The 25,806-nt window shown below is 32.7% G+C and carries 21 protein-coding genes and 1 pseudogene; 17 read left to right on the top strand and 5 right to left on the bottom strand.

Annotation, left to right across the window (positions count from 1 at the left end):
- Positions 1 to 343 precede the first annotated feature (343 nt).
- Positions 344 to 1,468, top strand: a complete 1,125-nt coding sequence (locus HMPREF2658_RS01195) for a glycerate kinase (protein WP_000866746.1) — start codon at positions 344 to 346, stop codon at positions 1,466 to 1,468.
- Between the two features lie 194 nt (positions 1,469 to 1,662).
- Here HMPREF2658_RS01195 and pepT read toward each other — a convergent pair whose 3' ends face one another.
- From pepT to HMPREF2658_RS01175, 4 genes are all read right to left on the bottom strand, one after another.
- Entirely contained in the window at positions 1,663 to 2,889 is a 1,227-nt protein-coding gene (pepT, locus tag HMPREF2658_RS01190) for a peptidase T (RefSeq protein WP_054194599.1), read from the bottom strand.
- Positions 2,890 to 2,902: 13 nt separating this feature from the next.
- The gene (locus HMPREF2658_RS01185) at positions 2,903 to 3,397 is read right to left on the bottom strand and encodes a threonine/serine exporter family protein (protein WP_000899890.1); all 495 of its coding nucleotides are present in this window, start codon (positions 3,395 to 3,397) and stop codon (positions 2,903 to 2,905) included.
- A 17-nt stretch (positions 3,398 to 3,414) separates the two neighbouring features.
- Complete coding sequence (locus HMPREF2658_RS01180; RefSeq protein WP_001113406.1) at positions 3,415 to 4,176, bottom strand: threonine/serine exporter family protein; 762 nt, start codon at positions 4,174 to 4,176, stop codon at positions 3,415 to 3,417.
- A 195-nt stretch (positions 4,177 to 4,371) separates the two neighbouring features.
- Positions 4,372 to 5,442, bottom strand: coding sequence for a GGDEF domain-containing protein GdpS (locus HMPREF2658_RS01175; RefSeq protein WP_000460988.1), 1,071 nt, complete (start codon positions 5,440 to 5,442; stop codon positions 4,372 to 4,374).
- Between the two features lie 317 nt (positions 5,443 to 5,759).
- Here HMPREF2658_RS01175 and HMPREF2658_RS01170 point away from each other — a divergent pair, with 317 nt between their 5' ends.
- Entirely contained in the window at positions 5,760 to 6,815 is a 1,056-nt protein-coding gene (locus tag HMPREF2658_RS01170; protein ID WP_000258151.1) for a glycosyltransferase family 4 protein, read from the top strand.
- A gap of 171 nt (positions 6,816 to 6,986) precedes the next feature.
- Here HMPREF2658_RS01170 and HMPREF2658_RS01165 read toward each other — a convergent pair whose 3' ends face one another.
- A complete protein-coding gene (locus tag HMPREF2658_RS01165; RefSeq protein WP_000192949.1) occupies positions 6,987 to 7,628 on the bottom strand; it encodes a YigZ family protein in 642 nt (213 codons plus the stop codon).
- A gap of 143 nt (positions 7,629 to 7,771) precedes the next feature.
- Here HMPREF2658_RS01165 and fakB1 point away from each other — a divergent pair, with 143 nt between their 5' ends.
- The 15 genes and pseudogenes from fakB1 to HMPREF2658_RS01085 all read left to right on the top strand — a co-directional run bounded on the left by fakB1 (position 7,772) and on the right by HMPREF2658_RS01085 (position 25,800).
- Positions 7,772 to 8,638 carry a fatty acid kinase binding subunit FakB1 gene (fakB1, locus tag HMPREF2658_RS01160; RefSeq protein WP_000686346.1) on the top strand — a complete coding sequence of 289 codons (867 nt, stop codon included), beginning with the start codon at positions 7,772 to 7,774 and terminating at the stop codon, positions 8,636 to 8,638.
- A gap of 364 nt (positions 8,639 to 9,002) precedes the next feature.
- A complete protein-coding gene (locus tag HMPREF2658_RS01155; protein ID WP_001622509.1) occupies positions 9,003 to 10,085 on the top strand; it encodes an ATP-dependent helicase ComFA in 1,083 nt (360 codons plus the stop codon).
- Positions 10,078 to 10,752 carry a ComF family protein gene (locus tag HMPREF2658_RS01150; RefSeq protein WP_001057970.1) on the top strand — a complete coding sequence of 225 codons (675 nt, stop codon included), beginning with the start codon at positions 10,078 to 10,080 and terminating at the stop codon, positions 10,750 to 10,752. Before HMPREF2658_RS01155 ends, HMPREF2658_RS01150 begins: the two co-directional genes overlap by 8 nt.
- Before the next feature lie 60 nt (positions 10,753 to 10,812).
- Positions 10,813 to 11,385 (top strand): ribosome hibernation-promoting factor, HPF/YfiA family, encoded by a 573-nt coding sequence (gene hpf, locus HMPREF2658_RS01145; protein WP_000617735.1) that lies wholly within the window; start codon positions 10,813 to 10,815, stop codon positions 11,383 to 11,385.
- Positions 11,386 to 11,799: 414 nt separating this feature from the next.
- Entirely contained in the window at positions 11,800 to 14,331 is a 2,532-nt protein-coding gene (gene secA, locus HMPREF2658_RS01140) for a preprotein translocase subunit SecA (RefSeq protein WP_000506533.1), read from the top strand.
- 41 nt (positions 14,332 to 14,372) lie between these two features.
- Positions 14,373 to 14,466: pseudogene (locus HMPREF2658_RS01135) on the top strand (hypothetical protein).
- A gap of 179 nt (positions 14,467 to 14,645) precedes the next feature.
- A protein-coding gene (gene prfB, locus HMPREF2658_RS01130) for a peptide chain release factor 2 (RefSeq protein WP_010956549.1) occupies positions 14,646 to 15,756 on the top strand; the annotation gives its coding sequence in 2 pieces (ribosomal slippage) (positions 14,646 to 14,717 and positions 14,719 to 15,756; 1,110 coding nt in all).
- 410 nt (positions 15,757 to 16,166) lie between these two features.
- Positions 16,167 to 17,006, top strand: coding sequence for a CHAP domain-containing protein (locus HMPREF2658_RS01120; protein ID WP_000749393.1), 840 nt, complete (start codon positions 16,167 to 16,169; stop codon positions 17,004 to 17,006).
- Positions 17,007 to 17,179: 173 nt separating this feature from the next.
- Positions 17,180 to 17,830, top strand: a complete 651-nt coding sequence (locus HMPREF2658_RS01115) for a YfbR-like 5'-deoxynucleotidase (protein ID WP_000538142.1) — start codon at positions 17,180 to 17,182, stop codon at positions 17,828 to 17,830.
- Positions 17,827 to 18,063, top strand: coding sequence for a CsbA family protein (locus tag HMPREF2658_RS01110; protein ID WP_000638419.1), 237 nt, complete (start codon positions 17,827 to 17,829; stop codon positions 18,061 to 18,063). Before HMPREF2658_RS01115 ends, HMPREF2658_RS01110 begins: the two co-directional genes overlap by 4 nt.
- A 268-nt stretch (positions 18,064 to 18,331) precedes the next feature.
- Entirely contained in the window at positions 18,332 to 20,317 is a 1,986-nt protein-coding gene (gene uvrB / locus HMPREF2658_RS01105) for an excinuclease ABC subunit UvrB (RefSeq protein ID WP_000229257.1), read from the top strand.
- Between the two features lie 7 nt (positions 20,318 to 20,324).
- Positions 20,325 to 23,153, top strand: a complete 2,829-nt coding sequence (gene uvrA / locus HMPREF2658_RS01100) for an excinuclease ABC subunit UvrA (RefSeq protein WP_070854177.1) — start codon at positions 20,325 to 20,327, stop codon at positions 23,151 to 23,153.
- 376 nt (positions 23,154 to 23,529) lie between these two features.
- Positions 23,530 to 24,462 carry an HPr(Ser) kinase/phosphatase gene (gene hprK / locus HMPREF2658_RS01095; protein WP_000958224.1) on the top strand — a complete coding sequence of 311 codons (933 nt, stop codon included), beginning with the start codon at positions 23,530 to 23,532 and terminating at the stop codon, positions 24,460 to 24,462.
- Positions 24,463 to 24,467: 5 nt separating this feature from the next.
- The gene (gene lgt, locus HMPREF2658_RS01090; RefSeq protein ID WP_000513299.1) at positions 24,468 to 25,307 is read left to right on the top strand and encodes a prolipoprotein diacylglyceryl transferase; all 840 of its coding nucleotides are present in this window, start codon (positions 24,468 to 24,470) and stop codon (positions 25,305 to 25,307) included.
- A gap of 7 nt (positions 25,308 to 25,314) precedes the next feature.
- Entirely contained in the window at positions 25,315 to 25,800 is a 486-nt protein-coding gene (locus HMPREF2658_RS01085; RefSeq protein WP_001224792.1) for an acyltransferase, read from the top strand.
- Positions 25,801 to 25,806: the final 6 nt, after the last annotated feature.

Here is a 25,806-nt window from a genome sequence, read left to right as displayed (position 1 = left end):
TTGGCTATAATGATGTTCTGACCTTTTATTTTATGTAACCTTTAGAAGCAGTTAAGTTAGTACTTTTTTACAAACATATGTATAATGTATTCGAGTATTTTTATTGAAAATATTTTGGAAAACGACGAATCCAATAAGAAAATTTAAACATGATTTGTAAGTTAGTTTAATAGCAAATATATGCTAAACCAGAAGAAGTATACTGTTATTTACTGGAATAATTAATAATCATGTCATGTTAAATGTTCGCATATAATCACGAGATAAAATCTGAAATTTAAGATTAATCTTTTATGAATAAAAAACGTATCACAACAAATAATAAAGTAAGGTGGTCAAGGTTATGAAAGTATTAGTAGCCATGGATGAGTTTCATGGAATTATTTCGAGTTATCAAGCTAATAGATATGTTGAAGAGGCAGTTGCAAGCCAAATTGAAACTGCAGATGTAGTTCAAGTACCATTGTTTAATGGAAGACATGAATTATTAGATTCTGTATTTTTATGGCAATCTGGGCAAAAGTACCGTATACCAGTACATGATGCAGATATGAATGAAGTTGAAGGTGTTTACGGACAAACTGATACAGGGATGACCGTTATTGAGGGGAATTTATTTTTAAAAGGTAAAAAACCAATTGTTGAACGAACAAGTTATGGTTTAGGAGAAATGATTAAACATGCATTAGATAACGACGCAAAACATGTTGTAATTTCACTAGGTGGGATTGATAGTTTTGATGCTGGTGCAGGTATGTTACAAGCATTAGGTGCTCAATTCTATGATGACGAAGGGCGTGTCGTAGATATGAGACAAGGTGCTGGTGTAATTAAATATATTCGTCGTATGGATATGTCGAACTTACACCCTAAAATGGAAACAGCAAGAATTCAAGTAATGTCGGATTTTTCAAGTCGATTATATGGTAAGCAAAGTGAAATCATGCAAACTTATGATGCGTATCAGTTGAATCATAATCAAGCAGCAGAAATCGATAATTTAATTTGGTATTTTAGTGAGTTATTTAAAAGTGAATTGAAAATTGCAATTGGTCCAGTTGAACGTGGTGGTGCTGGTGGTGGAATTGCAGCAGTCTTGAATGGACTGTATCAAGCTGAAATATTAACCAGTCATGCATTAGTAGACCAACTAACACATTTAGAAAATTTAGTTGAACAAGCGGATTTAATTATTTTTGGAGAAGGATTAAATGAAAATGATCAGTTGCTAGAAACGACAACATTGCGTATTGCAGAACTTTGTCATAAACATCAAAAGGTTGCCATTGCAATTTGTGCAACTGCTGAAAAGTTTGATTTATTTGAATCACAAGGGGTTACAGCAATGTTTAATACCTTTATCGATATGCCGGAAAGTTATACTGACTTTAAAATGGGATTACAAATTAGGCATTATACTGTTCAGTCTTTAAAACTGTTGAAAACACATTTTAATGTTGAGGTTTAGTAAAGAAGGACTAAATTGGTGATGCTGTCATGATGTTTAAGAACATGTATGATGGTTAGAAAAACAAATTAGAAGATCGAAAGTATACTTAAAATAAAATAACATGAAAAAATCACGCTATCATTGCACTGAATATTAGCGTGATTTTTTATATTAATTAAGCCTGAGTTGAACGAGTATATAATCGTTTGTTTTTAGTTATTTTCAGCGATATCTTCTACAATTCCGATGATTACTTGCACTGCTTTTTCCATGACATCAATGGATGCATATTCATATGGGCCGTGGAAGTTACCGCAACCTGTAAAGATGTTTGGAGTTGGCAACCCCATATATGACAATTGTGAACCATCTGTACCACCACGAATAGGTTCAGTGTTTGCTGGAATATCTAATTTAGCAAAGACACGTTTAGGTGTATCAATAATATGAGGCAATGGTAATATTTTTTCTGCCATATTGAAATATTGATCCGATATATCAACTTTAACTGGATAATTTTCAAAATGGGCATTGATATCGTCACGTATTTCTAAAATACGTTTCTTACGCAATTCGAATTGTTTTTTATCATGATCACGAATAATGTATTGCAAAGTTGCTTTTTCAACAGTTCCTTCAAAGTTCATTAAGTGATAAAAGCCTTCATATCCTTCTGTGCGCTCCGGAACTTCACTATCAGGTAGCAAACTATCGAATTGTTCACCTAAACGTATTGCGTTTACCATTGCATTTTTAGCTGAACCAGGATGAACATTCACACCATGGCATGTAATAACCGCTTCAGCAGCGTTAAAGCTTTCATATTGTAATTCTCCATATTGACTACCATCCATAGTATAAGCAAAATCGGCATTGAAGCGGTCAACATCAAATTTATGTGGACCACGACCGATTTCTTCGTCTGGTGTAAATCCAATGCGAATGGTACCATGTTTAATTTCTGGATGTTCTTGTAAATAACAAATAGCTTCCATAATTTCCACAATACCCGCTTTATCGTCTGCACCTAGTAACGATGTACCATCAGTTACCATTAATGTATGACCAACTAAACTATTAAGTTCTGGAAATACTTTAGGATCTAAGAAACGTTTAGTATTGCCTAGTTTGTATGGCTTACCATCATAGTTTTCAATAATTTGCGGTTTAACATTTGAAGCATTGAAATCAGGTGATGTATCAACATGCGCCAAAAAACCAACAGTTGGGACGTCGACATCGATGTTACTTTCTAATGTAGCAAATAAGTAGCCATTTTCATCTAAATCAGTTGGCAATCCTAATTGTTGTAATTCTTTTTCTAATAAATGTAACAAATCCCATTGCTTTTCAGTTGAAGGTGTTGTTGTAGATTTTGGATCAGATTGCGTATCAATTGTCGTATATCTTGTTAATCTATCTATCAATTGGTTCTTCATTATATTCGACCCCTTAAACTCTATTATTCATGTTGTAAGATTTTTTATATGTCTTACCTTTGATTTTACCATACAGTTGTTTGATACGTGTGTACAGGTAATATAGAATTTCAGAAACTAATATACCGAAAGCAATCGCACCTGAAATCAGTGTAACTTCTAAAAATGTATTTACAGCACTTGTATAATCATTCGATACTAAAAAACGAGTCGCTTGATAAGCTGCACCACCAGGTACTAATGGTATAATGCCTGGCACTATGAATATAATTACCGGTCGTTTATATCTGCGACTCATAGTATGACTCATTAAGCCTAAAATTAAGCTTCCCAAAAATGAAGCGCCAACTTTTCCAAACTCTAAATCTACCGTTAATTGGTAAATCGTCCATGCAATGGCACCTACAAATCCACATGCTACTAAGAGACGTTTGGGTGCATTGAAAATGATAGAGAAAAGTACTGTTGATATAAAGCTGATTGTAAAATGAAATAAATAAAATAGCATGCTTTAACAGTCCTTCCTTAAATGATTAATAAAACGATTGCGACACCAGCACCGATTGCGAATGCTGTTAATGCAGCTTCAACACCACGAGACATACCTGCAAGTAATTCACCCGCTAATAAATCTCGAATGGCATTGGTAATTAATATACCAGGGACAAGTGGCATGACACTGGCTATAGTAATGATATCTTGATTGGTTGCAATACCTAATTTAGTAAATGTGGCTGCAATGGATATGACCACAGCGGCTGCAACAAACTCTGAGAAAAATTTAATTTGTATATAGCGTTGCACAAAGCTGAATGTTAAAAATGCGGATCCACCAGCAATGACTGCAATCCAACAATCTGATGCGACACCACCAAACATGAACAGGAAGAAGCCACATGCAATGGCAGCGGCAAAGAAATTCGTTAAAAAAGAATATTGTAATGATGCATGCTGTAAATGAATAAATTCAGATTTAGCTTCATCAATTGTGAGTTCTTTATTTGATATTTTACGTGAAAGACTATTCGTTAAAGCGATTTTCTCTAAATCTGTTGTACGCTCTTGTACACGAATTAATCTTGTACTTGTTCGATCGTTTAATGAAAAAATAATTGCAGTTGAACTGACAAAACTATATGTATTATGAAGACCATAACTATGTGCGATACGGTTCATTGTATCTTCAACTCGATATGTTTCAGCACCTGATTCAAGTAAAATTCTACCTGCAATTAATACAACATCAATCACTTTGTTTTCATCTATAATTGTGATTGAATCTGGCATATCAATTCACCTCCAATGATATGTGTTATTTATTTGAACAATTGAAGTTTACAACTTGTTGTTGCAACTTTCAATAGTGAGACTTTGTGTTAGTATGATGAACTTGTATGGTTCAAATTTAAATAAGAAAAACTGTTAATCTTTGCTATTATACTATGATTTAATAATAGCAAAGGATTAACAGTTTTGTCGTTGTTATAGATTGATAATAGGGTTAAACATTACTTTGTTTCGCCCTTGATTTTTGGCTACATGCACCATATCGTCTGCATCTTTAAACACTTTACGCTGTGATTTTGGATCGTCATCTGTTAAATAACCAACACCGATAGACACTGACAATTTAATAACTTCTTTGTTTGGTAAATGGAATGATGATTTTTCAACACCCGAACGAATATTTTCAGCTAATTTAACACTTTGATCAAGTGAATAGTTGTGAATGACAACTGAGAACTCTTCGCCACCATTTCTAAAAATTTTAAATTGATTCGGCACATAGTTTTTAAGTAATTGAGACATTTGTTTTAATACAGCATCACCTGATTTGTGTGAGTAGGTATCATTGACATCTTTAAATCCATCGATATCGATTAATAATAATGCGATACTTTGATGTTCTTTTTCAGCTTTTCGTGAAATTTCATTTAAATGTCTATCAAATTCTTTTACATTACCTAAGCCTGTTAAGTAATCATATTTATCTTCGTTTTCATAACGATTTACGAGTGAGAAGAAATGCCAAATATCGACAAAAGTTATCGCTGAAGCTAAAGTGATAATTAATGAAATTGGTATTAAAATGATAACTTCCGATAGTGTGTATATAGGGCTCACTAATGCGACACCAAATAAAATGATTATTGTAACAACATTAAGTATTAATAATGATAGCACATCATTTTGTTTTAAAAATGGTCCAATAGCACTTGTTACTGCGGCAATAACAATCAACGTAACACCGTACATAACCGAGTTGTTAAATACTACAATTTCAACAATTGCTACAATTACTGTAGCAGATAATGTATAGACCATATTTGTAAATCTACCTAAAAATAATAAAGGAACGAATGTTAAGTGAATTAAATAATCTTCACGATAAGGGATAGGGTAGACAGATAATAATAATGATACGATTGTCATTAAAACAGTGACATAAGCCTTAGAAAAAACCATACGTTTGTTTTCTGAATACTGTAAGCGATGGAATAAATAGATTCCAGCGACTATAACAGATATATTGTATATAAATGCTTCGAACATGTCTGAATCGACTCCTTTAATTGACCACTAGCTATTGTAAGTGAAAACTTACAATTTGTCATTAGTTTACATATAAAATTAATGTATGATATAGACTTTGATGTTAAAATGTTGCCTTAAATGATATGATGAAAAAATGAATAATAGGCGATATATAAGAAATGAATCGTATAGTTGTAAATATGATATCATTAATTGAGCGAATTAATTTATAATAAAGCTATAAGATATACGTAGAAAATAGATATATCATTCTATAAAGACAATATTAAATAAATATAACGTTAAAAACAATTAATATCGATGAAGGTGAATAAATGGTTACATTATTACTAGTTGCAGTAACAATGATTGTCAGTTTGACGATAACACCAATTGTTATTGCAATATCGAAAAGATTAAATTTAGTTGATAAACCAAATTTTAGAAAAGTACACACTAAACCTATTTCAGTTATGGGTGGTACAGTGATTCTCTTTTCATTTTTAATAGGTATTTGGATTGGTCATCCTATTGAAACAGAAATCAAACCACTTATTATTGGTGCGATTATTATGTACGTACTTGGGCTTGTAGATGATATCTACGATTTGAAACCGTATATAAAATTGGCTGGTCAAATTGCCGCTGCCTTAGTAGTTGCTTTTTATGGTGTGACTATTGATTTTATTTCGTTGCCAATGGGTACAACGATTCATTTTGGATTTCTTAGTATTCCAATTACTGTGATTTGGATTGTTGCTATTACAAATGCAATTAACTTAATTGATGGACTCGATGGTTTGGCGTCGGGTGTTTCTGCAATCGGACTCATCACAATAGGATTCATTGCAATTTTACAAGCTAATATTTTCATAACGATGATTTGTTGTGTTTTATTAGGCTCTTTAATTGGGTTTTTATTTTACAATTTCCATCCTGCCAAAATATTTTTAGGTGATAGTGGGGCTTTAATGATTGGATTTATCATCGGATTCCTTTCTTTACTCGGATTCAAAAATATTACAATTATTGCATTGTTCTTCCCAATTGTAATCCTAGCAGTTCCATTCATTGATACTTTGTTCGCAATGATTCGACGTGTGAAAAAAGGACAACATATAATGCAAGCTGATAAATCGCATTTGCATCATAAACTATTAGCTTTAGGCTACACACATAGACAAACAGTATTATTAATCTATTCAATCTCTATTTTATTTAGTCTTTCGAGCATTATCTTGTATGTATCGCCACCATTAGGTGTTGTATTAATGTTTGTATTAATCATATTTAGCATTGAATTAATTGTTGAATTTACAGGATTAATAGATAACAACTACCGACCAATATTAAATTTAATTAGTCGTAAGTCATCTCATAAAGAGGAATAGGGAATGAAAGCATAGATGTATGGGATAATTTGTATTATATGGCTTTATTCTTTACAATTTTTTATGTATTAAATTTCAAATATAAAAAAGCACTGCCATAAACGTGTACTTCAATTGTCGTTTAATAATACGCAATTGATATTTACCGTTTTATGATAGTGCTTTTTATTTTTATTCAGTTGGTATATCGAAAGGCAACTGCTTTGGAGTTTCTTCAGTTAAATCGAAATTTCCAGCAGTCATTTGATTTAAAAAGTTAATAAACGCTTCATAGTCACTTTTAACGACATCGATATAGTAGCTTACCTTATCAGTGTAAGTTTGGTTTCTTAACATAAAATGAGTTGAAGCTAATTCATACTCAAATTTACCAGTTTGATCATAATTCAGTGTTACTATACATGGTACTGCTTCTCGTAGTTCGACACGTCCGACATCATAAATGACGTCTCTAACAGCACCGCTATAGGCGCGAATTAAACCGCCACCACCTAATTTAATACCACCAAAATATCTTGTTACTACGACACACGCATTATGAACATCGAGCTTTTTTAATATGTCTAACATTGGAACACCGGCAGTTCCTGTCGGTTCACCATCATCATTCGCTTTTTGAATATTCATTTCAGGTCCAATAGTATATGCAGAACAATTATGAGTGGCATCTTTATGTTCTTTTTTTATTGCAGCAATAAATGCTTTAGCTTCATCTTCATTTTGAACAGGTTTGATATGAGCAATGAATCTTGATTTACTAATCACATTTTCAATAATGTGTTCTTTTTTAACAGTAATGATATTTTGTGTCATAATAACTCCTTAATTCATAAGCTTAAGATTATTTAATCTTCATTATACACTGAAAATGATATGACTATAAATCGTTTGATTGCCATTTTCTTTTTAACTGAAATATTGTATCATTGCTATGAGTATATTTTAGGAGGCCGACTATGAAAATTGCTGTGATGACCGATTCTACAAGTTATCTGTCGCAGGACTTAATCGATAAATATAATATTCAAATAGCGCCATTAAGTGTGACTTTTGATGATGGGAAGAACTTTACAGAAAGTAATGAAATAGCAATTGAAGAATTTTATAATAAAATGGCATCGTCTCAAACGATTCCAACAACAAGCCAACCAGCAATTGGCGAATGGATTACTAAATATGAAATGTTAAGAGATCAAGGATACACAGATATCATTGTCATTTGCTTATCAAGTGGAATTAGTGGAAGTTATCAATCTAGTTATCAAGCAGGGGAAATGGTTGAAGGTGTTAATGTACATGCATTTGATAGTAAGCTTGCAGCAATGATTGAAGGATGTTATGTATTACGTGCTATTGAAATGGTTGAAGAAGGATACGAACCACAGCAAATTATTGATGATTTAACTAATATGCGTGAACACACAGGTGCATATTTAATTGTTGATGACTTAAAGAATTTACAAAAAAGTGGTCGAATTACTGGTGCTCAAGCATGGGTTGGAACATTATTGAAAATGAAGCCAGTTCTAAAGTTTGAAGATGGTAAGATTATACCAGAAGAAAAAGTTCGTACTAAAAAGCGTGCCATTCAAACATTAGAAAAGAAAGTATTAGAAATTGTAAAAGACTTTGAAGAAGTAACTTTATTTGTCATAAATGGAGATCATTTAGAAGATGGTCAAGCGTTATACAAAAAATTACAAGAAGATTGTCCTTCAGCTTATCAAGTAGCATACTCTGAGTTTGGTCCAGTTGTTGCAGCACATTTAGGTTCTGGTGGATTAGGTTTAGGCTATGTTGGCAAAAAAATAAGATTAACATAATTATAAAATTTTAATAAAAGAGTCTATATTGTAATTGGAAATTATCTCTCGTATACATGGCTTTAAATGTTCATCATTTGAAAGTCAAAATACTAAAGATATAAGAAAATCATTATAATATTAGGCTCTTTTTTTACGTTGAAATGAGGTTTTAAGCATTAAACATTACGGGAAATTAATTCATCCTCATACTTCACTTACAAATGAAAAAATTAAAAAAGAAGTAACAGGTGTCATCAAACAAAAGTCAAACTATTATTGTGTTCAATGTGAAAGTACAAATCCAAAGCATTTTTATCAGTATGATTCCTCAGTACATTCCAAGAAAATTGTATATTGCAGAAATTGTATATCACTGGGTCGAATGGATAATGTAACAAGATATAAAATAACAGAGAGTTCGCAAAGTTCATCACAAGCATATTATCATCTCTCATTTGAATTGTCGGAACAACAGTCTTATGCCTCAGAACACATTGTTCGAGCCATTAGAATGAGACAAACGATTTTGTTATATGCAGTAACAGGTGCAGGTAAGACAGAAATGATGTTTCAAGGCATTCAATATGCAAGACGACAGGGAGATAATATAGCTATTGTGTCACCACGTGTAGATGTTGTTGTAGAAATTAGTAAACGTATTAAAGACGCATTTCTTAATGAAGATATAGACATACTACACCAGCAATCAAGTCAACAATTTGAAGGGCATTTTGTTGTATGCACAGTGCATCAACTTTACCGATTCAAACAGCACTTTGATACTATTTTTATTGATGAAGTCGATGCCTTTCCTTTATCAATGGATAAAAGTTTACAACAAGCATTAAAGTCATCTACTAAAGTTGAACATGCAACGATTTATATGACAGCAACACCACCGAAACAACTTCTGTCAGAGATTCCCCACGAAAATATAATTAAATTGCCAGCTCGCTTTCATAAAAAATCACTTCCAATTCCTAAATATCGCTATTTCAAACTTAATAATAATAAGATTCAGAAAATGTTATATCGAATTTTACAAGATCAAATTAGTAATCAACGTTATACACTGGTGTTTTTTAACAATATAGAAACAATGATTAAAACGTTTTCGGTTTATAAGCAGAAAATTACTAAATTAACATATGTCCATAGCGAGGATGTTTTTCGCTTTGAAAAAGTTGAACAATTAAGGAATGGACATTTCGATGTCATTTTTACTACGACAATATTAGAACGTGGATTTACAATGGCAAATTTAGATGTTGTTGTTATCGATGCACATCAATATACTCAAGAGGCTTTAATACAAATTGCTGGACGTGTTGGACGAAAATTAGAATGTCCCACTGGAAAAGTATTGTTTTTTCATGAAGGAGTAAGTATGAATATGATTCTAGCTAAAAAAGAGATTCAAAATATGAACAAATTAGCATTAAAAAGAGGTTGGATTGATGAATAATTGTTTGAGTTGTGGTGCTAAGTTATATGAAAATATAACCATTTATAATTTGTTCAAGAAACCTAATAGATTATGTGACAGATGCAAAGAGAATTGGGACAATATTAAACTTGATATTAAAGCAAGGCGATGTTCAAGGTGCTTAAAACACTTAAATCAAAATGAAGCGTATTGTTTAGACTGCAAGTTTCTATCGGCACACTTTAATTTAATGGAACAATTATATTGTCAATTTCAATATGACGGTTTAATGAAAGAGATGATACATCAGTATAAATTTTTGAAAGACTATTATTTATGTGAATTATTGGCACATTTGATTGAAATACCACAAACAACTTATGACTATATTGTGCCAATTCCTTCTTCGCCGCCACATGATTTATCTAGAACATTTAACCCGGTAGAAGCAGTACTAAAAGCTAAAGGGATTCGCTTTGATAAGATTTTAAAGATGTCAAATAGACCAAAACAGTCTCATTTAACTAAGAAAGAGCGTCTGGCAGATGAAAATCCATTTATTATTGATACGGAATTAGATTTAAACGACAAGGAAATATTACTCGTTGACGATATTTATACAACTGGATTAACAATTCATCGTGCAGGGTGTAAATTATATGCTAAAAATATCAGAAAATTCAAAGTGTTTGCGTTTGCACGATAGCGTAAAAATGTTAAAATATAATAAAGAGTTACCAATAAAGAGGTTTAAGGAGAGATTACTATGATTAGATTTGAAATTCATGGAGATAACCTCACTATCACAGATGCTATTCGCAACTATATTGAGGAAAAAATTGGTAAGTTGGAACGTTATTTTAATGACGTACCAAATGCAGTGGCGCATGTTAAAGTTAAAACTTATTCAAATTCAGCTACTAAAATTGAAGTAACAATTCCATTAAAAAATGTTACGTTAAGAGCTGAAGAGCGAAACGATGATTTATACGCAGGTATTGATTTAATTAATAATAAACTTGAAAGACAAGTTCGAAAATATAAAACACGTATTAATCGTAAGAGCCGTGATCGAGGCGATCAAGAAGTGTTTGTTGCCGAATTACAAGAAATGCAAGAAACACAAGTTGATAATGACGCTTACGATGATAACGAGATAGAAATTATTCGTTCAAAAGAATTCAGCTTAAAACCAATGGATTCAGAAGAAGCGGTATTACAAATGAATCTATTAGGTCATGACTTCTTTGTATTCACAGACAGAGAAACTGATGGAACAAGTATCGTTTACCGCCGTAAAGACGGTAAATATGGCTTGATTCAAACTAGTGAACAATAAATTAAGTTTAAAGCACTTGTGTTTTTGCACAAGTGCTTTTTTTATACTCCAAAAGCAATTTCTAACTATTTCATAGTTCTATAATGTAATTTGTTGAATGAAACATAGTGACTATGCTAATGTTAATGGATGTATATATTTGAATGTTAAGTTAATAATAGTATGTTAGTCTATTGTATAGTCCGAGTCGAAAATCGTAAAATATTTATAATATAATTTATTAGAAAGTATAATTGCGTATTGAGAATATATTTATAAATGATAAACTTGTTGACAACAGAATGTGAATGAAGTATGTCATAAATATATTTATATTGATTCTACAAATGAGTAAATAAGTATAATTTTCTAACTATAAATGATAAGATATATTGTTGTAGGCCAAACAGTTTTTTAGCTAAAGGAGCGAACGAAATGGGATTTTTATCAAAAATTCTTGATGGCAATAATAAAGAAATTAAACAGTTAGGTAAACTTGCTGATAAAGTAATCGCTTTAGAAGAAAAAACGGCAATTTTAACTGATGAAGAAATTCGTAATAAAACGAAACAATTCCAAACAGAATTAGCTGACATTGATAATGTCAAAAAGCAAAATGATTATTTAGATAAAATTTTACCAGAAGCATATGCACTTGTTAGAGAAGGCTCTAAACGTGTATTCAATATGACACCATATAAAGTTCAAATTATGGGTGGTATTGCAATTCATAAAGGTGATATCGCTGAGATGAGAACAGGTGAAGGTAAAACGTTAACAGCGACAATGCCAACATACTTAAATGCATTAGCTGGTAGAGGTGTTCACGTTATTACAGTCAATGAATACTTATCAAGTGTTCAAAGTGAAGAAATGGCTGAGTTATATAACTTCTTAGGTTTGACTGTCGGATTAAACTTAAACAGTAAGACGACTGAAGAAAAACGTGAAGCATATGCGCAAGACATTACTTACAGTACTAACAATGAGTTAGGTTTTGACTATTTAAGAGATAACATGGTGAATTATTCTGAAGATAGAGTAATGCGTCCATTACATTTTGCAATCATTGATGAGGTTGACTCAATTTTAATCGACGAGGCACGTACGCCATTAATTATTTCTGGTGAAGCTGAAAAGTCAACGTCACTTTATACACAAGCAAATGTTTTTGCGAAAATGTTAAAACAGGACGAAGATTATAAATATGATGAAAAAACAAAAGCAGTACATTTAACAGAACAAGGTGCGGATAAAGCTGAACGTATGTTCAAAGTTGAAAACTTATATGATGTACAAAATGTTGATGTTATTAGTCATATCAACACAGCTTTACGTGCGCACGTTACATTACAACGTGACGTAGACTATATGGTTGTTGATGGCGAAGTATTAATTGTCGATCAATTTACAGGACGTACAATGCCAGGACGTCGTTTCTCGGAAGGTTTACACCAAGCTATTGAAGCGAAGGAAGGCGTTCAAATTCAAAATGAATCTAAAACTATGGCGTCTATTACATTCCAAAACTATTTCAGAATGTACAATAAACTTGCGGGTATGACAGGTACAGCTAAAACTGAAGAAGAAGAATTTAGAAATATTTATAACATGACAGTAACTCAAATTCCGACAAATAAACCTGTGCAACGTAACGATAAGTCTGATTTAATTTACATTAGCCAAAAAGGTAAATTTGATGCAGTAGTAGAAGATGTTGTTGAAAAACACAAGGCAGGGCAACCAGTGCTATTAGGTACTGTTGCAGTTGAGACTTCTGAATATATTTCAAATTTACTTAAAAAACGTGGTATCCGTCATGATGTGTTAAACGCGAAAAATCATGAACGTGAAGCTGAAATTGTTGCAGGCGCTGGACAAAAAGGTGCCGTTACTATTGCCACTAACATGGCTGGTCGTGGTACAGATATTAAATTAGGTGAAGGCGTAGAGGAATTAGGCGGTTTAGCGGTAATAGGTACAGAACGACATGAATCTCGTCGAATTGATGACCAGTTACGTGGTCGTTCTGGACGTCAAGGTGATAAAGGGGATAGTCGCTTCTATTTATCATTACAAGATGAATTAATGATTCGTTTTGGTTCTGAACGTTTACAGAAAATGATGAGCCGACTAGGTTTAGATGACTCTACACCAATTGAATCAAAAATGGTATCAAGAGCTGTAGAATCAGCACAAAAACGTGTAGAAGGTAATAACTTCGACGCGCGTAAACGTATCTTAGAATACGATGAAGTATTACGTAAACAACGTGAAATTATCTATAACGAAAGAAATAGTATTATTGATGAAGAAGACAGCTCTCAAGTTGTAGATGCAATGCTACGTTCAACGTTACAACGTAGTATCAATTACTATATTAATACGGCAGATGACGAGCCTGAATATCAACCATTCATCGACTACATTAATGACATTTTCTTACAAGAAGGTGACATTACAGAGGATGATATCAAAGGTAAAGATGCTGAAGATATTTTCGAAGTCGTTTGGGCTAAGATTGAAGTAGCATATCAAAGTCAAAAAGATATCTTAGAAGAACAAATGAATGAGTTTGAGCGTATGATTTTACTTCGTTCTATTGATAGCCATTGGACTGATCATATCGACACAATGGATCAATTACGTCAAGGTATTCACTTACGTTCTTATGCACAGCAAAATCCATTACGTGACTATCAAAATGAAGGTCATGAATTATTTGATATCATGATGCAAAATATTGAAGAAGATACTTGTAAATTCATTTTAAAATCTGTAGTACAAGTTGAAGATAATATTGAACGTGAAAAAACAACAGAGTTTGGTGAAGCGAAGCACGTTTCAGCTGAAGATGGTAAAGAAAAAGTGAAACCGAAACCAATCGTTAAAGGTGATCAAGTTGGTCGTAACGATGATTGTCCATGTGGTAGTGGTAAAAAATTCAAAAATTGCCATGGAAAATAAATGATATATAATAACTCCTTCCAATTAAACACCTATAGTTTGTGTTATGGGAGGAGTCTTTTTATTTTACAAGCGTTAAATACTTTTAAAAAATGTGAAGAAGTTGTTCAACGTTGTTGTGTACTTGGTTTTTAAAAAAGATTTAGGCATATGTCAATGATAAATGTACTGATTTTTAACAATAAAAGCATAAGCTGATTGTCAGTGTGCTTATATTTCTTAACATTGTTATTTAACAAAATTATGTTAAAATTTAGCATTATAAAAGATACAAATCAATGACTTGAATTGAAATATAAATAGGAGCGAAGGCTATGGAATTATCAGAAATCAAACGAAATATAGATAAGTATAATCAAGATTTAACACAAATTAGGGGGTCTCTTTGACTTAGAGAACAAAGAAACTAATATTCAAGAATATGAAGAAATGATGGCAGAACCTAATTTTTGGGATAACCAAACAAAAGCGCAAGATATTATAGATAAAAATAATGCGTTAAAAGCAATAGTTAATGGTTATAAAACACTACAAGCAGAAGTAGATGACATGGATGCTACTTGGGATTTATTACAAGAAGAATTTGATGAAGAAATGAAAGAAGACTTAGAGCAAGAGGTCATTAATTTTAAGGCTAAAGTGGATGAATACGAATTGCAATTATTATTAGATGGACCTCACGATGCCAATAACGCAATTCTAGAGTTACATCCTGGTGCAGGTGGCACGGAATCTCAAGATTGGGCTAATATGCTATTTAGAATGTATCAACGTTATTGTGAAAAAAAAGGTTTTAAAGTTGAAACTGTTGATTATTTACCTGGAGATGAAGCGGGGATTAAAAGTGTAACATTGCTCATCAAAGGGCATAATGCTTATGGTTATTTAAAAGCTGAAAAAGGTGTACACCGACTAGTACGAATTTCTCCATTTGATTCATCAGGACGTCGCCATACATCATTTGCATCATGCGACGTGATTCCAGATTTTAATAATGATGAAATAGAGATTGAAATCAATCCGGATGATATTACAGTTGATACATTCAGAGCTTCTGGTGCAGGTGGTCAGCATATTAACAAAACTGAATCGGCAATACGAATTACCCACCACCCCTCAGGTATAGTTGTTAATAACCAAAATGAACGTTCTCAAATTAAAAACCGTGAAGCAGCTATGAAAATGTTAAAGTCTAAATTATATCAATTAAAATTGGAAGAGCAGGCACGTGAAATGGCTGAAATTCGTGGCGAACAAAAAGAAATCGGATGGGGAAGCCAAATTAGATCATATGTTTTCCATCCATACTCAATGGTGAAAGATCATCGTACGAACGAAGAAACAGGTAAGGTTGATGCAGTGATGGATGGAGACATTGGACCATTTATCGAATCATATTTAAGACAGACAATGTCGCACGATTAATATATATTTTAAAACCGAGGTTCTAAAAGGGCATCGGTTTTGGTTTTTTTAAAGGTAGCTAAATAAATTGTAAATTAGATTTTGGAATATGATTTGTTTATGAATATTTAAGTACAATTCGGTAGTTTTTGACGAAATATTATCCTTTATAAAAGTTTCGTTTGTTAAACAAATCTATGTACTGTGCATTAAGTAATATTACCTTCAACGAATTTCAATGTATTGAATTAAATGTTGAAAACGTTGTCAATCATTTGCAGTGAATACATTTTACACCGAGTAGCTAGTTTTCAGTATTTTTATATTGTTAACCATTTGATTACATCGTTATAACAATAGCTTTTGATAAAATGTATTGTGCTATAGTATTTGCATACTTAAAATACTAACAGCAAAGGAATGACAGCAAGATGAAAAAATCTCTTACAGTGACGGTTTCGTCAGTGTTAGCTTTTTTAGCTTTAAATAATGCAGCACATGCACAACAACAAGGCACACAAGTAAAAACACCTGTTCAACATAATTATGTATCAAATGTTCAAGCACAAAAACAATCACCGACAACTTATACAGTAGTTGCTGGCGATTCATTATATAAGATTGCTTTAGAGCATCACTTAACGTTGAATCAATTATATTCATACAATCCTGGTGTAACACCTTTAATTTTTCCTGGTGACGTGATTTCACTTGTGCCTCAAAATAAAGTGAAACAAACTAAAACAGTTAAATCACCAGTAAGAAAAGCAAGCCAAGCTAAAAGGGTAGTACAACAACCTGTACAACAAGCGTCTAAAAAAGTAGTAGTTAAGCAAGCACCTAAGCAAGCAGTAGCTAAGACAGTTAATGTAGCATATAAACCTGCTCAAGTACAAAAATCAGTACCAACTGTACCTGTTGCACATAACTACAATAAATCAGTAGCTAACAGAGGAAACTTATATGCTTATGGAAACTGCACATATTACGCTTTCGATCGTCGTGCACAATTAGGTAGAAGTATAGGAAGTTTATGGGGCAATGCAAATAACTGGAATTACGCAGCAAAAGTTGCAGGATTTAAAGTAGATAAAACACCAGAAGTTGGCGCTATTTTCCAAACAGCTGCTGGTCCATATGGACATGTTGGTGTTGTTGAATCTGTAAACCCTAATGGAACAATTACTGTTTCGGAAATGAACTATGCTGGATTTAATGTTAAATCTTCAAGAACAATTTTAAATCCAGGAAAATATAATTACATCCACTAAGTAATATATCAAGACTAGACTATCCTCTTAGCCTGTTTAAGTAACAGGTTGAGAGGATTTTTTGGTATCATTTAATCAGAGTTATATAAAGAAGATATTTAAATGATATTTAATTGAATGATATGTAAAAAGAAAGTATAATTTATGATTAATTAATGGAGGAGGTAATTGAAATGGGTGTACATCAATATTTTAAAAGATTATCAGATATGGAAAGACTTATAAGATTACCTGGAAAATTTAAATATTTTGAACACAATGTTGCAGCACACTCCTTTAAAGTAACTAAAATTGCTCAATATTTAGCAACAGTTGAAGAATATCATGGACGAAAGATTAATTGGAAAAGCTTATATGAAAAAGCATTAAATCATGATTTCGCTGAAGTGTTTACTGGTGATATAAAAACACCTGTTAAATATGCGAGTAGTGAATTAAAAAAATTATTTTCGCAAGTTGAAGAAGAAATGGTAGAGACCTTTATTGAAGAAGAAATTCCATTACAATATAGAGATGTTTATAAGCAACGACTGCAAGAAGGTAAAGATGATTCATTAGAAGGTCAAATACTTTCAGTTGCTGATAAAATTGATTTGCTTTATGAAACATTTGGAGAAATACAAAAACGTAATCCCGAAGAATTATTTTTCGAAATTTATGAAATGAGTCTAGAAACAATTATTCAATTTGACCATTTAGCATCTGTACAAGATTTTATTAATAATATCATTCCAGAAATGTTGACTGAAAACTTTATACCTAGAACAGAATTAAGAGAAACAACCATGAACATTTTAAATAAAAGAAAAGAGGAAAATGGATGATATGGTATTTTAGCGCAGCATTCTTTCCATGTGTCTTGGTAGTATTGTTTAGTGTAATAACAAGAAGTAAATGGGTCGGTACTATTCTGACATTAATTTTAATTGGTGCCTCAATCTATAAAGAGTATTTCCATAACGAGTGGATAATTTTTATTGATGTAGTGTCATTATTAGCTGGTTATTTAATTATAGATCAACTCGAATTTCATAAACATCAAGATGAAGATCGCTAAGTTTAACTTTAAAATAATGTTTCAAACAAATTTGTTGAAACAAAATGATGATTAATATAATGTGTATTTACATACTAAAAATAACAAGATAAACGATTTGATTTAAGGCAAGCATAGTTAGCACAACTATGTTTGTTTTTCTTTGTTCGACATTTTTACGAACAAACGTTTGCTTTTTGTGTGACTACTTTGCTAAAATATGTAATGAGAAATCGAAGAGTTGAGCGGAAATATAAATAATACGTTGAAAGAGGAGGCATATGTGACTATGGTTGAACATTATCCTTTTAAAATACATTCTGATTTTGAGCCTCAAGGTGACCAACCGCAAGCAATTAAGGAAATCGTGGAAGGTATTAAAGCGGGGAAAAGACATCAAACTTTATTAGGTGCAACTGGCACAGGGAAAACATTTACGATGAGTAATGTTATTAAAGAAGTTGGGAAACCAACGTTAATTATCGCGCATAACAAAACATTAGCAGGACAATTATATAGTGAGTTTAAAGAATTTTTTCCTGAAAACAGGGTGGAATACTTTGTAAGTTACTATGATTATTATCAACCTGAGGCATACGTACCGTCTACTGACACTTTTATTGAAAAAGATGCCTCAATCAATGATGAAATTGATCAACTACGACATTCTGCTACAAGTGCATTATTTGAACGCGATGATGTAATTATTATTGCTAGTGTAAGTTGTATATATGGTTTAGGTAATCCAGAAGAATATAAAGATTTAGTAGTAAGTGTTCGAGTTGGTATGGAAATGGATAGAAGTGAATTACTTAGAAAACTTGTAGATGTGCAATATACACGAAATGACATCGATTTCCAACGAGGAACGTTTCGAGTGCGTGGAGACGTCGTTGAAATATTCCCAGCCTCTAAGGAAGAACTATGTATACGAGTTGAGTTTTTTGGTGACGAAATCGATCGTATCCGAGAAGTTAATTATTTAACAGGTGAAGTGTTGAAAGAAAGGGAACATTTTGCAATCTTCCCTGCATCTCACTTCGTCACACGTGAAGAAAAGATGAAAGTTGCGATTGAACGTATTGAAAAAGAATTGGAAGAACGATTGAAAGAATTACGAGATGAGAATAAATTACTAGAAGCGCAAAGGTTAGAACAGCGTACCAATTATGATTTAGAAATGATGCGAGAGATGGGATTCTGTTCAGGAATTGAAAACTATTCCGTACATTTAACTTTGCGACCACTGGGTTCGACACCATATACTTTATTGGATTACTTTGGCGATGATTGGTTAGTAATGATTGATGAATCACATGTGACATTACCGCAAGTTCGAGGCATGTATAATGGAGACAGAGCGCGTAAACAAGTTTTGGTGGATCATGGATTTAGATTACCGAGTGCGTTAGATAACCGCCCACTTAAATTTGAAGAATTTGAAGAAAAGACAAAACAACTTGTTTATGTATCTGCAACGCCTGGTCCATACGAAATTGAACATACGGATAAGATGGTTGAACAAATTATTCGTCCTACTGGTTTACTGGATCCTAAGATTGAGGTTAGACCTACTGAAAATCAAATTGATGATTTATTAAGTGAAATTCAAACAAGGGTTGAGCGTAATGAACGCGTACTTGTTACAACGCTCACTAAAAAGATGAGTGAAGATTTAACCACATACATGAAAGAAGCAGGCATTAAAGTTAATTATCTGCATTCAGAAATCAAGACATTAGAACGAATTGAAATTATAAGAGATTTACGTATGGGTACGTATGATGTCATTGTAGGGATTAATTTATTAAGAGAGGGTATTGATATTCCAGAAGTGTCTTTAGTTGTGATATTAGATGCAGATAAAGAAGGATTTTTACGTTCAAATCGTTCATTAATACAAACAATAGGTAGAGCCGCACGTAATGATCGAGGCGAAGTGATTATGTATGCTGATAAAATGACTGATTCAATGAAGTATGCTATTGACGAAACGCAACGTCGTCGAGAAATTCAAATGAAACACAATGAAAAACACGGTATTACACCTAAAACAATTAATAAAAAAATACATGATTTAATTAGTGCTACTGTTGAAAATGACGAAAATAATGACAAAGCACAAACTGTGATACCTAAGAAGATGACGAAAAAAGAACGTCAAAAGACAATCGACAATATAGAAAAAGAAATGAAACAAGCAGCGAAAGATTTAGATTTCGAGAAAGCTACAGAATTAAGAGATATGTTATTTGAATTAAAAGCAGAAGGGTGACAAGTAAATGAAAGAACCATCCATAGTAGTTAAAGGTGTACGTGCGCATAACTTGAAAAATATTGATATTGAATTACCGAAAAATAAACTAATTGTAATGACTGGATTATCAGGTTCTGGTAAATCTTCTTTAGCATTTGATACGATTTATGCTGAAGGACAACGTCGTTATGTTGAATCATTAAGTGCTTATGCACGTCAATTTTTAGGACAAATGGACAAACCAGATGTTGATACAATTGAAGGTTTATCTCCGGCAATATCTATCGATCAAAAAACAACTAGTAAAAATCCAAGATCGACAGTTGCAACGGTAACAGAAATATATGATTATATTCGTTTGCTTTATGCACGTGTCGGTAAACCATATTGTCCAAATCATCATATCGAAATTGAATCGCAAACAGTACAACAAATGGTTGACCGTATTATGGAGTTAGAGACACGGACAAAGATTCAATTATTAGCACCTGTCATCTCTCATCGAAAAGGTAGTCATGAAAAATTAATCGAAGATATTGGTAAAAAGGGTTATGTGCGTTTACGTATTGATGGAGAAATTGTTGATGTAAATGAAGTGCCTGAATTAGATAAAAATAAAAATCATACAATCGAAGTAGTAGTTGATCGTTTAGTGGTGAAAGAAGGTATTGAGACACGTCTTGCAGACTCTATCGAAACCGCGTTAGAGCTTTCAGAAGGACAATTAACAGTCGATGTCATTGACGGGGAAGACCTTAAGTTTTCAGAAAGCCATGCTTGTCCTATATGTGGATTTTCAATCGGAGAGTTAGAACCAAGAATGTTTAGCTTTAACAGTCCTTTTGGTGCTTGCCCAACATGTGATGGCTTAGGTCAAAAGTTAACAGTCGATGTAGACTTGGTTGTTCCCGACAAAGATAAGACGCTAAACGAAGGTGCAATAGAACCTTGGATACCGACGAGTTCTGATTTTTATCCAACATTGTTAAAACGTGTTTGTGAAGTTTATAAAATCAATATGGATAAACCTTTTAAAAAGTTAACAGAACGTCAACGTGATATTTTATTGTATGGTTCGGGCGACAAAGAAATTGAATTTACATTTACACAACGTCAAGGTGGTACTAGAAAACGAACAATGGTTTTCGAGGGTGTAGTTCCTAATATAAGTAGACGATTCCATGAATCTCCTTCAGAATATACACGTGAAATGATGAGTAAATATATGACCGAACTACCTTGTGAAACTTGTCATGGACAACGATTGAGTCGTGAAGCGTTATCTGTTTATGTAGGTGGTTTAAATATTGGTGAAGTAGTCGAATACTCAATTAGTCAAGCGCTGAACTATTATAAAAACATTAATTTGTCAGAACAAGATCAAGCAATTGCAAATCAAATATTGAAAGAAATTATTTCCCGACTCACTTTTTTAAATAATGTGGGACTTGAATATTTAACGCTAAACAGAGCTTCAGGTACACTTTCAGGTGGTGAAGCACAACGTATTCGATTGGCAACGCAAATTGGGTCACGTTTGACTGGTGTCTTATATGTATTAGATGAGCCATCAATTGGACTGCATCAAAGAGATAATGATCGATTAATTAATACACTTAAAGAAATGAGAGATTTAGGAAATACTTTAATTGTAGTTGAACACGATGATGATACAATGCGTGCGGCTGATTACTTAGTGGACATAGGGCCTGGTGCTGGTGAGCATGGAGGACAGATTGTGTCTAGTGGTACACCTCAAAAGGTAATGAAAGATAAAAAATCTTTAACAGGACAATACTTGAGTGGTAAGAAACGTATTGAAGTACCTGAATATCGCAGACCGGCTTCAGATCGTAAAATTTCTATACGTGGAGCTAGAAGTAACAACCTTAAAGGCGTTGATGTGGACATACCACTTTCAATCATGACGGTCGTTACAGGTGTATCAGGTTCTGGTAAAAGTTCATTAGTAAATGAAGTATTATACAAATCATTAGCTCAAAAAATCAATAAATCTAAAGTAAAGCCAGGATTGTACGATAAGATTGAAGGTATTGATCAACTTGATAAAATTATTGATATTGATCAATCACCGATAGGTAGAACGCCACGCTCTAATCCAGCAACGTATACTGGTGTGTTTGATGATATACGTGATGTGTTTGCGCAAACAAATGAAGCTAAAATTCGAGGATATCAAAAAGGTCGTTTTAGTTTTAATGTAAAAGGTGGACGCTGTGAAGCTTGTAAAGGTGACGGTATTATTAAAATTGAAATGCATTTTTTACCTGATGTTTATGTACCTTGTGAAGTATGTGATGGTAAACGATACAATCGTGAGACGTTAGAAGTTACTTATAAAGGTAAAAACATTGCAGACATTTTGGAAATGACTGTTGAAGAAGCAACACAGTTTTTTGAAAATATTCCTAAGATTAAGCGCAAGCTACAAACACTAGTTGATGTTGGCCTTGGATACGTCACATTAGGTCAACAAGCTACAACGTTATCAGGTGGTGAGGCTCAACGTGTGAAACTTGCATCTGAACTTCATAAACGTTCAACTGGTAAATCTATTTATATCCTAGACGAACCGACAACAGGGTTACATGTTGACGATATTAGTAGATTATTAAAAGTATTAAACCGATTAGTTGAAAATGGTGATACTGTTGTAATTATTGAACATAACCTAGATGTTATCAAAACAGCAGACTATATTATCGACTTAGGTCCTGAAGGTGGTAGTGGCGGTGGTACTATTGTTGCGACTGGCACACCCGAAGATATTGCTCAGACAAAGTCATCATATACAGGAAAGTATTTAAAAGAAGTACTTGAACGAGATAAATAATATACCGAAAATTAATATCTGTCTAAGAAGTGAAGGGTGTGATTATGTCATCTTTCACTTCTTTTTGTATGATCTTAAGCAAATGCATAAAAATAAGATGAATAAAACAAACTGTGTTAATATTAGTTTTAAATAAACAAGCTGAAACGAATGATTACGTGTAAATGTTTAGATGAAATCAATAACTGTATTTCTAGCAATTTTAAAACTACAATGAAATAAAAGCTTCAAATATAGGGTTGACAGTGACTTATAACACAATAACAATAATGAACAATTAATATTTATTTTAGCTTTTCAATGTAGATTGGTGTTATATTTTTGATATGATAAGAAGAGATGTAAGAGTAGGGATAAATACAATTGAGGTGAACCCATGTTAACGACAGAAAAACTAGTTGAAACATTAAAGTTAGATTTAATCGCTGGTGAAGAAGGACTATCGAAGCCAATTAAAAATGCTGATATATCAAGACCGGGCTTAGAGATGGCAGGTTATTTTTCACATTATGCGTCAGATAGAATACAACTATTAGGAACAACGGAACTATCGTTTTACAATTTATTACCAGATAAGGATCGCGCAGGTCGTATGCGTAAACTATGCAGACCAGAAACGCCTGCAATTATTGTAACTCGTGGATTACAGCCACCAGAAGAATTAGTTGAAGCTGCAAAAGAATTAAATACGCCACTTATAGTTGCTAAAGATGCGACTACAAGTTTAATGAGTCGCTTAACAACGTTTTTAGAGCATGCACTTGCAAAGACGACATCTTTACATGGTGTTTTAGTAGATGTTTACGGTGTTGGTGTACTAATTACCGGTGATTCAGGAATAGGTAAAAGTGAGACTGCGTTGGAGTTAGTTAAACGTGGGCATAGATTAGTAGCAGATGATAATGTAGAAATACGTCAAATTAATAAAGATGAACTAATAGGAAAACCACCAAAGTTAATAGAACATCTATTAGAAATACGTGGACTAGGTATTATCAATGTTATGACTTTATTTGGCGCGGGTTCAATATTAACTGAAAAACGAATTAGATTAAATATTAATTTGGAAAACTGGAACAAGCAAAAGTTATATGACCGCGTAGGTCTTAATGAAGAGACGTTAAGTATTTTAGATACTGAAATCACTAAAAAAACAATACCTGTAAGACCTGGTAGAAATGTTGCGGTAATTATTGAGGTCGCTGCAATGAACTATCGATTAAATATCATGGGCATTAACACTGCCGAAGAATTTAGTGAAAGATTAAATGAAGAAATTATCAAGAACAGTCATAAGAGTGAGGAGTAGGTTGAATGGGTATTGTATTTAACTATATAGATCCTGTGGCATTTAACTTAGGACCACTGAGTGTACGATGGTATGGAATTATCATTGCTGTCGGAATACTACTTGGTTACTTTGTTGCACAACGTGCACTAGTTAAAGCAGGATTACATAAAGATACTTTAGTAGATATTATTTTTTATAGTGCACTATTTGGATTTATCGCGGCACGAATCTATTTTGTGATTTTCCAATGGCCATATTACGCGGAAAATCCAGGTGAAATTATTAAAATATGGCATGGTGGAATAGCAATACATGGTGGTTTAATAGGTGGCTTTATTGCTGGTGTTATTGTATGTAAAGTGAAAAATTTAAACCCATTTCAAATTGGTGATATCGTTGCGCCAAGTATAATTTTAGCGCAAGGAATTGGACGCTGGGGTAACTTTATGAATCACGAGGCACATGGTGGACCTGTGTCACGCGCTTTTTTAGAACAATTACATTTGCCTAATTTTATAATAGAAAATATGTATATTAACGGCCAATATTATCATCCAACATTTTTATATGAATCCATTTGGGATGTCGCTGGATTTATTATCTTAGTTAATATTCGTAAACATTTAAAATTAGGAGAAACATTCTTTTTATATTTAACTTGGTATTCATTTGGTCGATTCTTTATAGAAGGATTACGTACTGATAGCTTAATGCTCACAAGTAATATTAGAGTTGCACAATTAGTATCAATTCTTTTAATTTTAATAAGTATAAGTTTAATTATATATAGAAGGATTAAGTATAATCCACCGTTGTATAGCAAAGTTGGGGCGCTTCCATGGCCAACAAAAAAAGTGAAGTAGTGATATTTTGAGAAAATTTTTATCAAAAACACATCATCATACAAACCCTTTATGGCATGTATACCGTCTTGTTAAATTTTCGAAAGTTTTTAAGAATGTAATTATCATTGAATTTTCGAAATTTATTCCAAGTATGGTACTGAAAAGACATATATATAAACAACTTTTAAATATTAGTATCGGTAATCAATCGTCGATAGCTTATAAAGTAATGTTAGATATTTTTTATCCAGAACTGATTACGATTGGTAGTAACAGTGTTATTGGTTACAATGTAACAATTTTGACGCATGAAGCATTAGTTGATGAATTTCGTTATGGACCAGTGACGATAGGATCTAACACTTTGATTGGTGCAAATGCTACCATTTTACCCGGTATAACGATTGGTGACAATGTAAAAGTTGCAGCTGGTACGGTTGTTTCAAAAGATATACCGGATAATGGATTTGCATATGGCAACCCTATGTATATAAAAATGATTAGGAGGTGACAATTT

The organism is Staphylococcus sp. HMSC062H10, from assembly GCF_001836945.1.
GTDB classification, from domain to species: domain Bacteria; phylum Bacillota; class Bacilli; order Staphylococcales; family Staphylococcaceae; genus Staphylococcus; species Staphylococcus aureus.
The sequence above is the reverse complement of the archived record's forward strand: the minus strand, read 5'-3'. Positions and strand labels throughout refer to the sequence as shown.